General features: G+C 45.0%; 12 protein-coding genes. 5 read left to right on the top strand and 7 right to left on the bottom strand.

Annotation, left to right across the window (positions count from 1 at the left end; all coding sequences use genetic code 11):
* Positions 1-24 precede the first annotated feature (24 nt).
* Together GTQ38_RS21025 and GTQ38_RS15720 are read right to left on the bottom strand one after the other, a co-directional pair.
* Positions 25-198, bottom strand: a complete 174-nt coding sequence (locus tag GTQ38_RS21025; protein ID WP_238857973.1) for a hypothetical protein — start codon at positions 196-198, stop codon at positions 25-27.
* A 70-nt stretch (positions 199-268) separates the two neighbouring features.
* The gene (locus tag GTQ38_RS15720; protein WP_161436510.1) at positions 269-1,261 is read right to left on the bottom strand and encodes a PD40 domain-containing protein; all 993 of its coding nucleotides are present in this window, start codon (positions 1,259-1,261) and stop codon (positions 269-271) included.
* A gap of 119 nt (positions 1,262-1,380) precedes the next feature.
* On the opposite strand from GTQ38_RS15720, the gene fumC reads away from it, so the two are divergent.
* Positions 1,381-2,778 carry a class II fumarate hydratase gene (gene fumC / locus GTQ38_RS15715; protein ID WP_161436509.1) on the top strand — a complete coding sequence of 466 codons (1,398 nt, stop codon included), beginning with the start codon at positions 1,381-1,383 and terminating at the stop codon, positions 2,776-2,778.
* A 78-nt stretch (positions 2,779-2,856) separates the two neighbouring features.
* On the opposite strand, the gene GTQ38_RS15710 is transcribed toward fumC, so the two are convergent.
* On the bottom strand, positions 2,857-3,744 hold the full coding sequence (locus tag GTQ38_RS15710) for a hypothetical protein (RefSeq protein WP_161436508.1): 888 nt from the start codon (positions 3,742-3,744) through the stop codon (positions 2,857-2,859).
* Positions 3,745-3,950: 206 nt separating this feature from the next.
* Between GTQ38_RS15710 and GTQ38_RS15705 the strand changes: the two genes are divergently transcribed.
* The 3 genes from GTQ38_RS15705 (at position 3,951) to GTQ38_RS15695 (ending at position 7,635) form a co-directional block, all read left to right on the top strand.
* On the top strand, positions 3,951-4,754 hold the full coding sequence (locus GTQ38_RS15705) for an MBL fold metallo-hydrolase (RefSeq protein ID WP_161436507.1): 804 nt from the start codon (positions 3,951-3,953) through the stop codon (positions 4,752-4,754).
* A gap of 96 nt (positions 4,755-4,850) precedes the next feature.
* Positions 4,851-6,242 (top strand): M16 family metallopeptidase, encoded by a 1,392-nt coding sequence (locus tag GTQ38_RS15700; protein WP_161436506.1) that lies wholly within the window; start codon positions 4,851-4,853, stop codon positions 6,240-6,242.
* 4 nt (positions 6,243-6,246) lie between these two features.
* Positions 6,247-7,635, top strand: a complete 1,389-nt coding sequence (locus GTQ38_RS15695) for a M16 family metallopeptidase (protein WP_161436505.1) — start codon at positions 6,247-6,249, stop codon at positions 7,633-7,635.
* Positions 7,636-7,694: 59 nt separating this feature from the next.
* Here GTQ38_RS15695 and ettA read toward each other — a convergent pair whose 3' ends face one another.
* The 3 genes from ettA to GTQ38_RS15680 form a co-directional block, all read right to left on the bottom strand.
* Complete coding sequence (gene ettA, locus GTQ38_RS15690) at positions 7,695-9,386, bottom strand: energy-dependent translational throttle protein EttA (protein ID WP_161436504.1); 1,692 nt, start codon at positions 9,384-9,386, stop codon at positions 7,695-7,697.
* A gap of 106 nt (positions 9,387-9,492) precedes the next feature.
* Complete coding sequence (locus tag GTQ38_RS15685; protein ID WP_161436503.1) at positions 9,493-9,675, bottom strand: CAL67264 family membrane protein; 183 nt, start codon at positions 9,673-9,675, stop codon at positions 9,493-9,495.
* Between the two features lie 74 nt (positions 9,676-9,749).
* Entirely contained in the window at positions 9,750-10,733 is a 984-nt protein-coding gene (locus GTQ38_RS15680) for a Gfo/Idh/MocA family protein (protein WP_161436502.1), read from the bottom strand.
* Positions 10,734-10,814: 81 nt separating this feature from the next.
* Here GTQ38_RS15680 and GTQ38_RS15675 point away from each other — a divergent pair, with 81 nt between their 5' ends.
* The gene (locus GTQ38_RS15675) at positions 10,815-12,443 is read left to right on the top strand and encodes an acyl-CoA carboxylase subunit beta (protein WP_161436501.1); all 1,629 of its coding nucleotides are present in this window, start codon (positions 10,815-10,817) and stop codon (positions 12,441-12,443) included.
* Here GTQ38_RS15675 and GTQ38_RS15670 read toward each other — a convergent pair.
* Positions 12,440-13,558, bottom strand: a complete 1,119-nt coding sequence (locus GTQ38_RS15670) for a carboxypeptidase-like regulatory domain-containing protein (protein ID WP_161436500.1) — start codon at positions 13,556-13,558, stop codon at positions 12,440-12,442. The two genes, GTQ38_RS15675 and GTQ38_RS15670, sit on opposite strands and share 4 nt — an antisense overlap.
* Positions 13,559-13,583 lie beyond the last annotated feature (25 nt).

Genomic DNA, 13,583 nt, shown 5'->3' with positions numbered 1-13,583 from the left:
AAAAAAAGCCTTTCGGCTTTCCTTTTATGCGTTGCGCTTTACCCTGCGGGCTTCACGTCTTTCTTTCCACATTTCCATGAGGTTTCCCCCTAACCAGTAAGGTACTACAAATAGTAATAAGAACATCATTAGCCAAAATCCTATGGTCAGGATGGTGAGGAATGCTAAAAATCCAAGATACTGGTCGAAATCAAACATGCGTTTTTAATTTGTTAAGCAAAGATAATCTGAAAATGCCAAAAACTGCAAGCCTTAATCAAAAAAAGTGCTATTTCGCATCCAGATGCTTCTGCCTTAGCCGTTCTATGAAGTCTGTACTCATATAGTACAGGTTGAGCTCTCCATTATCTCCAGTCCTGAATTTTTCCTGGATCCCGGACAGTTCGGTCAACGGGCTTGTATTATATGCTTTGGTAAGCCGCCCGCTGGCAAAAATAAAGATACTGCCGTCTGAACTTACGTAGGGGCACATTTCATGAGCTCTGGAGTTAATAGGCTCTCCAAGGTTTTCCGGAAGCGTCCAGTTTCCGTCTATATTAAAGCTGATATAGAGATCCCCCCGTCCAAGGGCATCATTGCCATAGCCTCGGAAAATGAGATAGTCCTCGTCAGGGGATACAAAAGGATCGCCCTGGTCATAAGGCCGGTTAATGGTGCTATCCAGTTCCTTAACCTCAAAATGCTTTCCATCAGGTATTGCCTTGAAAAGATTCCCGGTAGACCAGACATTGAAATAAATAATCCCATCACGGGTTAACGAGCTGTAATAATCGTCATTCTTCGTAAAAGGCAATACCACTGGAGCACTCCAACCTTCACCCTCCCTTTCGATGAACCAAATATTGCTTTTGTATGGAGACAGGGTATCCTTAGCCGGTCTTCTGGAACTAAAGTACAGCCTGGAACCATCTGGGTTGAACAACGGATCGTAATCGTCTGCCTCTCCGGAAAAATGTGCAACAGCCGGAGCTGTCCAGCTTTGGTCTTCCCTGAGTTTAGTAAAGCTGATCAAGCCTTTGGAGAAATTCTCCTGTACCACAGTAGTGTAGTAAAATTCGGTTCCTTCTGGATTGAAAGTGCCGTTAAACTCTTCCAGGGGTGAAGCCAGCAATTCCGGGGCCAGCAATTGTGGGTAATCTTTAGGGATTACCCCAAAAAATGGTCCTTTGGGAGTGACATCTACATCTTCGGTTTTTGAAGTACACGAAAAAACAGCGAGGAGCAAAACAAAAACAATACAGGATCCGGGCTGTGAACTCATAGCGTCAAAGGAATTTTGATAAATTTATTGCGAAGGACAAATTCAACCAAATAGGCGTGGCAGAGACTGGTCAGGTCCTTCTAAATCTCGTAAATTTGTTAGTATAAATGTAACTAATAATGGAATACCGAATAGAAAAAGATACCATGGGCGAAGTAAAGGTGCCCGCGGATAAATACTGGGGCGCTCAGACAGAACGTTCGCGCAACAATTTTAAAATCGGCCCGGAGGCCAGCATGCCACTTGAGGTCGTTTACGGATTTGCCTACCTTAAAAAGGCAGCTGCCTATGCCAACGAGGAACTAGGCGTGTTGACTACGGAAAAAAGAGACCTTATCGCCCAAGTCTGCGATGAGATCCTTGACGGGAAGCACGATCATCAGTTTCCACTGGTCATCTGGCAAACCGGATCAGGCACTCAGAGTAATATGAATGTAAACGAAGTGATCGCGAACAGGGCGCATGAGATAGCCGGAAAAACCATTGGTGAAGGAGACAAGACCATTCAACCCAATGACGATGTGAACAAATCGCAGTCTTCTAATGATACTTTCCCAACAGGAATGCACATCGCCGCCTATAAAAAGATAGTTGAAGTTACCATTCCTGGTGTTCGTCAGCTTAGGGATACACTTCAAAATAAGGTAAATGAGTTCTGTGAGGTGGTGAAAATCGGAAGGACGCACCTAATGGACGCCACTCCCCTAACCCTGGGTCAGGAATTTTCAGGATACGTCTCCCAGCTGGATCATGGGCTGAAGGCACTGGAGAACACCATGTCGCACCTGGGTGAGCTCGCACTTGGTGGCACGGCAGTAGGGACCGGATTAAATACCCCAAAAGGCTATGCGGAGCTGGTAGCTAAATATATAGCAGACTTTACAGGGCTACCTTTTGTTTCCGCGGAAAACAAATTTGAAGCCCTGGCCGCCCACGATGCCCTGGTGGAAAGTCACGGCGCCCTTAAACAGTTGGCGGTATCCCTGAATAAGATCGCAAACGATATCCGGATGATGGCCTCCGGCCCGCGTTCCGGGATAGGCGAGATCATTATTCCGGCTAATGAGCCCGGTAGCTCTATCATGCCTGGCAAGGTAAACCCAACCCAATGCGAGGCCCTTACCATGGTTTGTGCCCAGGTTATGGGCAATGACGTGGCCATTACCATAGGAGGCACTCAGGGTCATTATGAATTGAATGTGTTCAAACCACTTATGGCAGCAAACATACTGCAGTCCGCGAACCTTCTGGGTGATGCCTGTGTTAGTTTTGATGTTAATTGCGCTTCCGGGATTGAGCCGAATCACGAAGTGATCGAAAAGCTGCTAAACAACTCCTTAATGCTGGTAACCGCCCTAAATACCAAAATTGGTTATTACAAGGCGGCGGAAATCGCCAATACGGCTCACAAAAATGGAACTACTTTACGGGAAGAAGCGATCAATCTGGGCTATGTTACGCCCGAGGAATACGACCAGTGGGTTAAACCCGAAGATATGGTCGGAGGCCTAAAGTGATTATCATCCCGAAAAATTAAGCATAAAAAAAGGGACAGACCATCAGGACTGTCCCCTTTTTAAAATGGGTAGTGTTTACTATTTTAAAGTGAACTTGGAAGTTCCCAAAAGCTTAAGCTTGTCGTCATAAACGTTCACCATGTAGTTTCCTTTTTGGAAATCACCTGCTGGTTTATTGATGTAATCACAAACGTCCAGGTTCTTATTCTCATAGTAGAAGTTAGTTCCTTTACTGTAGCTAACAGATGCTCCTTCTTCATTGGACTTAGAGGCACCACCACCAAGGATATTTCCTTGAGGATCAAGAACTTCAAGCAAGAACTCTCTATCCCCAGCCTCGGCGATCACATTGTCCGCAACCGTAAAGCAGATCTTGAACTTATCAGTAGCTTTGGCTCTGGAAGTAGATACCAGTTTACCGCTACCTCTTTCTTTTACTGCATCAACTGTGAAGTTAGACAGGTTAAGGGCAGAACCACGCTCAACCGCATCAGCCAACTGGGTGTTCTGTACTACAAGAGAGTCGTTGAAAACAGTTTGCTTTTCCAGCTCTACAAAAGTACTGTCACGCTCCATAGCGATCAAAGTATTCGATCTTTGCAGTGAATCAACCTGGGCAAGTAATTGCTCTCTTTCCTTCTTAAGTACAGCTACCTGATTTCTGTATCGTCTAAGCGTGCTCAAATCAGCTTTCATAGATTTTACAGAATCGATATACTTTGCGATATTGTCTCTTGCTGCAACCAATTCCTCATTAGTGGCATTGCTCTCCAAAATAGCTTTGTCGTACTCAGACTTAAGACTATTAAGGTCTTCTACCACCAAATCCTTCTCTTGCATCAACGCAGTAGTGGTCTTTTTCTTATCCTGATAGAGACTAACAGTGTAGATAATGGTACCTAACAATACCACACCCAGCAAACCTGCTATTACCTTCAATCCGTTGTTACTTTTTGTTTCAGTCATAGTTTAAAAATTAATTAACCTCTAATTTTAGCTAAAGTATTTGTTTGTATCAGTCTATATACGGTCTATAATTTGGTTTAGACTTTTTTATGCAAAAAAAATCGATAAGACGAGGTGAAATAGAATTCCTGTCGTAACTTGTAAGTGGTTGTAGCCCTATATTTTAGGGGGATTGTTGATGTTTGAACCCATAATACCTGTGAGCTGTGAAAAATTTTGTTTTTATTCTGATAAGCTGCTGTTTAGCACTACTGGGTTGTAAGGAAAGGCCTGACTCCGGGCAGGATAAGCAAGCATTAGCTCAGGGCGGAGAGCCTGACGAAACCCAAAAACCCACTGCCTCCCTGAAAATTATCCCAATTGAACACGCCACCGCGGTTTTGGAATGGGGTGAAACCATCATATATATAGATCCCGTAGGCGGAGCTGTGGCCTTTAAGGGGCAAAAGCAGCCAGATCTTATACTCATCACCGATATACATGGAGACCATTTAAATGTAGAAACCCTTACAGAACTCAATACTGAGAAGGCCAAGATCATGGTGCCCCAGGCAGTTGCGGATAAGATTCCCGAAGAATTTACTCCGCAGATCGATGTTCTCAACAATGGAGACAGCAAGGAACGCTACGGAATTACAGTTGAGGCCATACCAATGTATAACCTCAGGGAGGAAGCCTTGAAATTCCATTCTAAAGGCCGGGGAAATGGATATGTATTGGATCTCAATGGAGAAAGGATCTACTTTTCCGGGGATACTGAGGATATTCCCGAAATGAGATCGCTTCGGGATATTGACAAAGCTTTTGTGTGTATGAACCTACCCTATACCATGACTGTGGAAAAAGCTGCAGACGCAGTCCTGGATTTCAAACCAAAACAGGTCTATCCTTACCATTACAGGGGGAGACCGGAAGTAAGTGATGTAAAGAAGTTTAAAAAGCTGGTAAACCAGGGTAACCAGGAGATCGAAGTGATTCAATTGGATTGGTATCCCGGGGAGGATTATTAATTTTCACAAAATTGTAACAATCATCAGCGAAAACAGTCCTATAGTTTTATAGTATATTGAACTGACAATTGTATTAATTAACTTAAAAATTCAAGAATGAAATTACCGCTAAAGCTCTTGTCGCTTGGCATGATCACCATGTTTTTGGTAGGATGCATAGAAGACAAGAGTACAGAAAAGGAGACCTCTGAGTTTAAAGTTCCCGTGGAATATTACAAACTCGATAACGGTCTTCGGGTGATCCTTTCCCAGGATGCCACCTCTCCAACCGCCATAGTGGCCGTTTATTATAACATCGGGTTCAGAATTGAGCCTAAAGACCGTACCGGGTTTGCACATTTGTTTGAACATATGATGTTTCAGGGTTCCAAGAACCTCGGAAAAATGGAATTCGTAAAGCTGGTTCAACAAAATGGTGGGGTTTTAAATGGTTCAACCCGCTTTGATTTCACCAACTATTTTGAGATTGTACCCTCACACAAACTGGAAACCATGTTATGGGCAGAGGCAGACCGTATGCGAGGCCTTGATATAAGCCAGGAAAACCTGACCAATCAGCAGGGAGTAGTAAAAAACGAGGTGAAAGTAAATGTTCTGAACCAGCCCTACGGTGGTTTCCCCTGGTTGGATATGCCACAGTATGCGAATACAAACTGGTACAATGCCCACAACTTTTACGGAGACCTTAAAGATCTGGATGCGGCCAACCTGGAGGATGTTGCCAGTTTCTTTGATACCTACTACTCGCCGAACAACGCTGCGCTTTCCGTTGTTGGCGACTTTGATATGGAAGAAACCAAAGCCTGGATAGAAAAGTATTTCGGAGACATTCCGGCCGCCGAACTTCCTGAACAACCAGACATCTCCGAACCCAGACAGGAAGAAGAAAAGGAATTTGTAAAGAACGATTCCCTGGCGAATAAGCCAGCCATAGCACTTGCTTATCAGATGCCAGAACGCAATACCCCGGAATACTACGCTATGGGTCTCCTGGATCAGATACTCGTTCAGGGAGATAATAGTTTACTGGCTCAAAAACTGGAAAATGAGAAAGGATTCACTTCTGACGTAAGCGGTGGTATCAATTACCTGGGCAATATGTTCAATTACAAAGGCCCCATGCTGTGGATGTACGACCTCACCCACGACAAGGAGACCAGCAAGGAAGATATCCTTACAGCCATAGACGAGGTTATGGCAGATCTGGACAATACCCTCTCTCAGGAAATGATAGACCGCGCAATTGTGAAGATCCGTTCACAATTGTACGACGATATAGGGGGCACCTTTGGTCTGGGGAGGGCTGATTTACTCTGTAGCTTTGCCCTTTTTGACGATGATCCCGCCAGAATTAATAGTCTTGAGGAAGAGTTTAAGAAGATCACCCCGGAGGTGGTTAAAAGAACCATTGAAGAATACCTGCGTAAAAGCAACAGGACCATTCTGGTCGTAAATCCATTACTGGCTGATAATGAAAAAACGAGTTAAACCCATGAAAAAAGTAATCATATCCCTTATAGCTGTCGGCCTTATGGCATTTCCTTTGACGGCACAGGAAAAAGAAACCCCACCGGAGGGCGGAACACCCAAAAATTTCAACCTTCCCGAAAAAGAGATAATCAGTTTTGACAACGGCCTAAAGCTTATAATGGTGCCCTATGGGTCCATCCCAAAAGCGTCTATCCGAATCAATATCAAAACAGGCAATATCAATGAAACAGAAGACCAGGTTTGGCTGGCGGATCTGTTAGCTGACCTCCTTGAGGAAGGAAGTACTACAAAATCCGCTAAGCAAATAGCTGATGAAATGGCAGGAATGGGTGGCAATCTAAACATTGCCGTTGGTGTTCACAATTCTTCTATCAGCAGCTCCGTACTTTATGAGTTTGCCCCTAAGGCTATAGAGCTTATGGCCGACGTACTAAAAAATCCCAAGTGGCCCGCAGAAGAACTTGAGCGCTTAAAGAGCGATATGAAGCGGGACCTTTCCGTTCGGCTGTCCAGGCCCAGATCTCAGGCCTTCCGGGATTTTTACGCTGAAATCTATCCGGACCATCCATATGGACGCGTTTACCCCTCCGAAGAGCAAATAGATTCTTATTCGGTAGAGGATATCAAAGATTTCTACGAAACAAATTTCGGTGCACTTAGAACAACCATCTACGTTGCAGGCAATTTTAATGCCACGGAGGTAAGGAACACCGTGGAAAGAACGTTAGGCGATTGGCGTGAAGGAAGTCCTTCAGATTACGAGGTCGCTCAACCGGTAACCGCCAATAAGGTGAAGATCATAGACAGACCGGGAGCTCCGCAATCTACCATTTACTACGGCATGCCTGTGGCCGATCCTTCCCATGAGGATTTCATTGCACTGGATGTGACTAATTCCATACTGGGCGGTTCTTTCGCCTCCCGGATCACCAGTAACATCCGTGAAGACAAAGGATATACCTATTCTCCCCGAAGTGTATTGGCGGAGAATTACAAAACAGGGATCTGGTATGAGATGGCCGATGTGACCACAGAACATACAGGAGCGTCTCTGGCGGAAATAAAGAAAGAAATAGAGAAATTACAGAACGAACCCCCTTCCCAGGAAGAAATGGATGGTATTATCAACTACGAGTCCGGGATTTATGTGCTGCAAAATTCTACCCCTAATGGGATCATAAGGCAACTTATATTCCTTGATACTCATGACCTTCCTGATGAATTCCTCGAAAACAAGGTCAAGAATATGCATGCGGTTACCCCAAGAATGGTAAGTGAGATGACCAAGAAGTATATTCAGCCGGATAAGATGACCCTTATTGTGGTTGGGGACAAGGCCAAAATTGAAAGTCAGATCCAGGAAACCCTGAATCAGCCGTTGAAGCAATAGGTCTTGATATTTGGACTATAAACAAAAACTCCCGATCATATCGGGAGTTTTGTTTTAGACTACCTAATAAGTTTTTTATACTTAATACGTTGAGGCATAATATCCGCACCCAGTCTTTTCTTCTTGTTCTCCTCGTAATCAGAGAAGGAACCTTCAAAGAAATATACCTGGGAATCTCCTTCAAAAGCTAAGATGTGGGTACAGATACGATCCAGGAACCAGCGATCGTGCGAAATGACTACCGCACAACCGGCAAAATTTTCCAGGCCTTCTTCCAAAGCCCTTAAGGTATTAACATCAAGATCGTTGGTAGGTTCATCCAACAATAGCACATTCCCCTCTTCCTTTAAGGTCATCGCCAAATGTAAGCGGTTGCGCTCCCCTCCGGAAAGCATGCTAACCTTTTTATTTTGTTCACTTCCGGAAAAGTTAAAGCGGCTCAGATAAGCCCTGGAGTTCACTTGCCTCCCTCCCATCATGATCAATTCCTGACTGTCGCTAAAATTTTCCCAGATTGTCTTATCCGGATCAATATTGGAATGACTCTGATCTACGTAGGCAACTTTGGTGGTATCTCCGACCACAAAAGCACCTTTATCCGGGTTTTCCTCTCCCATTATCATTCTGAAAATGGTGGTTTTACCGGCACCATTGGGTCCAATTACTCCCACGATCCCCGCCTGGGGAAGTTTGAAATTCAAGGACTCGTAAAGCAATTTATCGTCATAGGCCTTGCTCACATCCTGAGCCTCTATAACATTCGTCCCCAAACGGGGTCCGTTCGGGATATAGATCTCAAGTTTTTCCTCCAGTTGTTTCTGATCCTGGCTTAATAATTTGTCGTAGTTCTTTAGTCTGGCCTTTTGTTTGGTCTGCCTTCCTTTGGCACCCTGCCTTACCCATTCCAACTCGCGTTCCAGGGTCTTTTGTCTTTTGGAGGCCTGTTTGCTTTCCTGTGCCAGACGTTTAGCTTTCTGATCGAGCCAACTGCTGTAATTTCCTTTCCAGGGTATGCCCTCTCCCCTGTCCAGTTCCAGTATCCATCCAGCTACATTATCCAGGAAGTAACGGTCGTGGGTAACGGCAATGACAGTTCCTTTGTATTGAGCCAAATGGTGCTCCAGCCAGTGGACGGACTCGGCATCCAGGTGGTTAGTGGGCTCATCCAGCAGCAGTATCTCCGGTTCCCGAAGCAGTAGCCTGCAAAGCGCTACCCTCCTGCGCTCACCTCCGGACAAAACGCTGATCTTTTTATCAGCCTCCGGAGTTCTAAGGGCATCCATAGCGATCTCCAGTTTGGTGTCGAGTTCCCAGGCATTAGAGGCATCGATCTGATCTTGCAATTGTGCCTGCCTGTCCATGAGTTTCTGCATTTTATCCGCATCCTCATAGACTTCCGGCAATGCAAACTGATCGTTAATACTATTGTACTCGTCCAGGACTGCCACGGTCTCCGCAACCCCTTCCTTTACTACTTCCAAAACCGTCTTGGAATCGTCGAGAACTGGTTCTTGTTCCAGGTATCCTACTTCGTATCCGGGAGAGAAAACAACATCTCCCTGATGATTCTTGTCTTGCCCTGCAATGATCCTCAGCAAGGTCGATTTACCTGATCCGTTGAGGCCAAGGATTCCTATTTTGGCTCCGTAGAAGAAGCTGAGATAGATGTTCTTTAATACCGGGGTGTTTGCATTTTTGTAAGTTTTGCTAACCCCGGACATGGAGAAAATAACTTTCTTGTCGTCCGACATTGGTAGTTGAATTGTTAGTTGTTCCAGTTCGTCAATAGCCTAAAAATTTAGGTGACATTGACTTGAGAAATTCGATAAAAGTGTGAAATTCTGAACGAATTAAATACTATACTCGTCCTTTTAAGGCGTTAAAAACCCAGGCAATCGCAAAAAAACCTATCCCTACTGCGGCGAAACCCCAACCCGCTACATCATCATAGCGGAAGGCCCCAAGTGCAATCAGAGCGCATCCAACACTGATCATAATGAATGTAGCCCAGGCCAGAACGGTATTCTTGTTCATTCCCATATTTATTGGTTTAGTTTGGTTGAATCTCAAATATCGTAAATTTTGGAAGAATTCAAACCTATGTTATCTAAACTTTAAGACTCAGCGGGAAAGCGGATACCGGACTTTTGCCTTACCGTATCCAGTAGTTGCATAAGATCAATGCTGTTCTGATGTGACCATAAACTACTTTGAGTTGCTCCCTTTGCCAGACAGGAGTGCACCTCTTCGATTTCGTGGCTGTATCCCCGGCCTAAGGTGGGCAGATCGAAATGTTTCATTTCTTCGCCTTGTTCTACACTAAAACCTTGGGTTTCGTGCCATCTAGGATGAATAAAGACTGATCCCTGCTCACAGGAAATTTCCGCCTTCATTTCGGATTTAGAATTTAGTCCGCTAAATAGGAGCGCCTGAGCTTTCTCATAATCAAATATCATGGAAGTCTGGATCTCTACACCTGTGTGGTAAAACTGAGAGACAGCTTGTATGCTTTTGGGCCTTCCAAGCATCAGGTAGGCCAGAAAGATGGGGTAAATCCCGATATCCAGCAAAGAACCCCCAGCCAGTTCGGGATTCAACAGTCTTCCATCTTCTGCCTTGTTTAGGGCGTAAAATGCAAAATCCGCATGCAGGTAACGTATTGCGCCAAGATCCCCTGAGTCTACCAGGGCTTTCACTTTGCGTATGCTGGGATTAAATCTGCTCCACATGGCTTCCATCAGAAAGACATTATTTCGTTCAGAGGCAGCGATCATGGCCTGAACTTCAGCTGAATTGATGCCAAAAGGTTTTTCGCATAAAACGTGCTTACCGTGTTCCATCGCCTGTACGGCAAGGGCTTCATGCGAAGTATGAGGAGTAGCGATATAAATGGCGTCCACCTTATCCGACTTAAACATCTCCTCATAACTACCAAAGCAGTGAGATGCATTGAATTTCTTCCCGAATTCTTCGGCCTTTTCCAGACTTCTTGAGGCTACACCGGCCAGTTCACCCCCCTTTACCAACTCCAGGTCCTCGGCGAATTTTGACGCAATATTTCCTAATCCGGCTATTCCCCAACGTACTAATTCACTCATTTTTTTGTTGCTTCAAATTTGTTAATGTTAGTCAATATTACTCCTTATATTTATCATCACAAAAGAAACTGCCTCATAGCGATGGATATTACCTTCAACAAAAACGAAGACCACAACAAATTGCAACTTTCCGATCTTAAAAAGAAGCTGGCCCAGGTAAAATTGGGAGGTGGAAAGTCGCGTATAGAAAAACATATCGCCAGCGGTAAAATGACCGCCCGTGACCGTATTGATTACCTGCTGGACGACCCAAAAAAATCTATCGAGATCGGAGCTTTTGCCGGAGATGGTATGTATGCCGAGCACGGAGGGTGCCCCTCAGGCGGGGTGGTGGTAAAAATGGGGTACGTCTCCGGAAGACTTTGCATGATCGTGGCTAATGACGCTACGGTAAAAGCCGGCGCCTGGTTCCCCATAACCGGGAAGAAAAACCTGCGGGCGCAGGAGATCGCTATGAAAAACAGGCTTCCGATCATTTACCTCGTAGACAGTGCCGGGGTATATCTGCCTATGCAGGACGAAATTTTCCCGGATAAGGAACACTTTGGAAGGATATTCAGAAATAACGCCGTAATGAGTAGTATGGGTATCCCTCAGATTGCTGCAGTTATGGGAAGCTGTGTGGCCGGAGGGGCCTATTTACCCATTATGAGTGACGAGGCATTGATCGTAGATAAAACCGGCAGCATATTTTTGGCCGGAAGTTATCTGGTAAAGGCTGCCATAGGCGAAGATGTGGATAATGAGACCCTTGGGGGAGCGACAACTCATTGCGAAATTAGCGGGGTTACCGATTATAAAGCCAAAGACGACCAACATGCACTGGATACCATAAAAGGACTGATAGACAAACTGGGTAGTCCTGATATAGCCGGTTTCAATCGCAGTGAAGCTAAGAAACCTTCGGAAAATCCGGAAGATATCTATGGGATACTTCCGCATTTGAGGACAGAACAGTACGATATGCTGGAGATCATCAAAAGACTGGTGGATAATTCTGAGTTTGACCAGTACAAAGAGGGCTATGGAAAAACAATATTGACGGGATATGCCCGCATTGACGGATGGGCTGTCGGTATTGTGGCTAATCAGCGTAAAGTGGTAAAAACCAAGAAAGGAGAAATGCGATTTGGAGGGGTTATTTATTCCGACTCCGCGGACAAGGCCACAAGGTTTATCGCCAATTGTAATCAGAAGAAAATTCCCCTGGTCTTTTTGCAGGACGTTACCGGATTCATGGTTGGTAGTAAAAGTGAACACGGTGGAATAATTAAGGACGGGGCTAAAATGGTTAACGCCGTTAGCAATTCAGTAGTTCCCAAATTTACGGTGGTGGTTGGCAACAGTTATGGCGCCGGTAATTATGCGATGTGTGGCAAAGCTTATGATCCGCGGTTGATAGTTGCCTGGCCCAGCGCGGAACTGGCTGTGATGAGCGGTAACTCGGCTGCCAAAGTGTTGCTGCAGATAGAAACCGCCTCTTTGAAGAAAAAAGGAGAGGAAATCACTTCGGAGAAAGAAAAGGAGCTATTCGACAAGATCAAAAAGCGATACGACTCTCAAATATCCCCATACTATGCGGCCGCCCGCTTGTGGACCGACGCCGTAATCGATCCCCTGGAAACCAGGAAATGGATCTCTATGGGCATTGAAGCGGCCAATCAGGCACCGATTGAAAAACCCTTTAATATGGGTGTTTTGCAAGTTTAGTTGCTTCCGAGGTCGCGCTCCATCTGAATATTGATCGTAAACGTTTTATCCAGCTCTATAAACAGTTTTTGTTTTCCGGAGGATTCAAAAGAGATCTTGTCTCCTTTTTTGCCTGAAATACTAAACCTTCCCTGAGCATTAGTAGTTACCGTAGTGCTGGTTTCAAGGTTAGTAACAAGTACTCCCTCCAAGGGTTTATTCGCAAAAAAGACCATCCCGCTAATCTGCTTTTCCTTTCTTCTTTCATTTTGAACTTTCCCTATTCTGGTTCTGCGCTTTTCCTTTTCTGAATAGCGCGTGCATTTCAGGGTATATGCCATTGCGGTGTTCTCAAGTAGCTTCCATTCGTCCTGGCTGGCATATTTTTTATAGGAATGCGTATACTTCCCCTGGGCAGAGGCTGGTAAAACCAGGCTAATGGGTTTATTGCCGTAGACCTTAATCAGCTCCAGGCTTAGTATAAATGGGCCTTCTACAAACAATTTGTAGGGTCTGAGGTCTATCAACGCCACGCTACTTTTACCTTTAATCAAATGATATATGTTCTTCCCTGAGCCGTTAATATTGGTCTTTGGGAAACCCCTTTCCCCGTCCGGTTTGTAGAAATTCACCCGGATCAATACGCTGTCCGATCGATTATCCCAGATTTCGAAAGTGAGTTCGTCTAGCCGGTGCGGTTCTTTACGTATCTTAATTTTGGTAGCAAGCTCACCCCCAAGAGCTATGTCGTCCTTCCAATATCCGAACATCTTTTCACCTACATTTTTGTAGCCTATGATATCCTCGAATTCATACAATACCCTGTTGGTTAAGACCACTTCCTGTAGTTCAACCGCCACGGGTACCATAGCTATTTTGGGATACTCATTGTATTGGAAGACCAGGTCGGATACCGCTTTTTTTATCGTGCGATATCCCAGGGATGAGATTTGCAGGGTGTCTGAAGCTGCATATTCACTTGGATCCAATGGCAGATGGAATAATCCGGCTTCATCACTTACAGTCCCCACTCCCCTATTCAAAACACCAATATTGGCATAGGGAATAGGTTCGCCGGAAGCGGTGTCATATAAAAAGCCCTTGTAGTCTTTTTGCGCTGCCAGAGGCAGGGTCATTAATAACAGAATTAGCTGAACACAC

It is taken from the genome of Poritiphilus flavus, from assembly GCF_009901585.1.
In the GTDB taxonomy this organism is placed as follows: Bacteria; Bacteroidota; Bacteroidia; order Flavobacteriales; family Flavobacteriaceae; genus Poritiphilus; species Poritiphilus flavus.
This window is presented reverse-complemented; position numbering and strand designations above follow the sequence as displayed.

Coding starts and splice junctions, on each gene's coding strand:
- GTQ38_RS21025 (WP_238857973.1), bottom strand. CDS start 198: ATGTTTGATTTCGACCAGTATCTTGGATTTTTAGCATTCCTCACCATC.
- GTQ38_RS15720 (WP_161436510.1), bottom strand. CDS start 1,261: ATGAGTTCACAGCCCGGATCCTGTATTGTTTTTGTTTTGCTCCTCGCT.
- fumC (WP_161436509.1), top strand. CDS start 1,381: ATGGAATACCGAATAGAAAAAGATACCATGGGCGAAGTAAAGGTGCCC.
- GTQ38_RS15710 (WP_161436508.1), bottom strand. CDS start 3,744: ATGACTGAAACAAAAAGTAACAACGGATTGAAGGTAATAGCAGGTTTG.
- GTQ38_RS15700 (WP_161436506.1), top strand. CDS start 4,851: ATGAAATTACCGCTAAAGCTCTTGTCGCTTGGCATGATCACCATGTTT.
- GTQ38_RS15695 (WP_161436505.1), top strand. CDS start 6,247: ATGAAAAAAGTAATCATATCCCTTATAGCTGTCGGCCTTATGGCATTT.
- ettA (WP_161436504.1), bottom strand. CDS start 9,386: ATGTCGGACGACAAGAAAGTTATTTTCTCCATGTCCGGGGTTAGCAAA.
- GTQ38_RS15685 (WP_161436503.1), bottom strand. CDS start 9,675: ATGGGAATGAACAAGAATACCGTTCTGGCCTGGGCTACATTCATTATG.
- GTQ38_RS15680 (WP_161436502.1), bottom strand. CDS start 10,733: ATGAGTGAATTAGTACGTTGGGGAATAGCCGGATTAGGAAATATTGCG.
- GTQ38_RS15675 (WP_161436501.1), top strand. CDS start 10,815: ATGGATATTACCTTCAACAAAAACGAAGACCACAACAAATTGCAACTT.
- GTQ38_RS15670 (WP_161436500.1), bottom strand. CDS start 13,558: ATGACCCTGCCTCTGGCAGCGCAAAAAGACTACAAGGGCTTTTTATAT.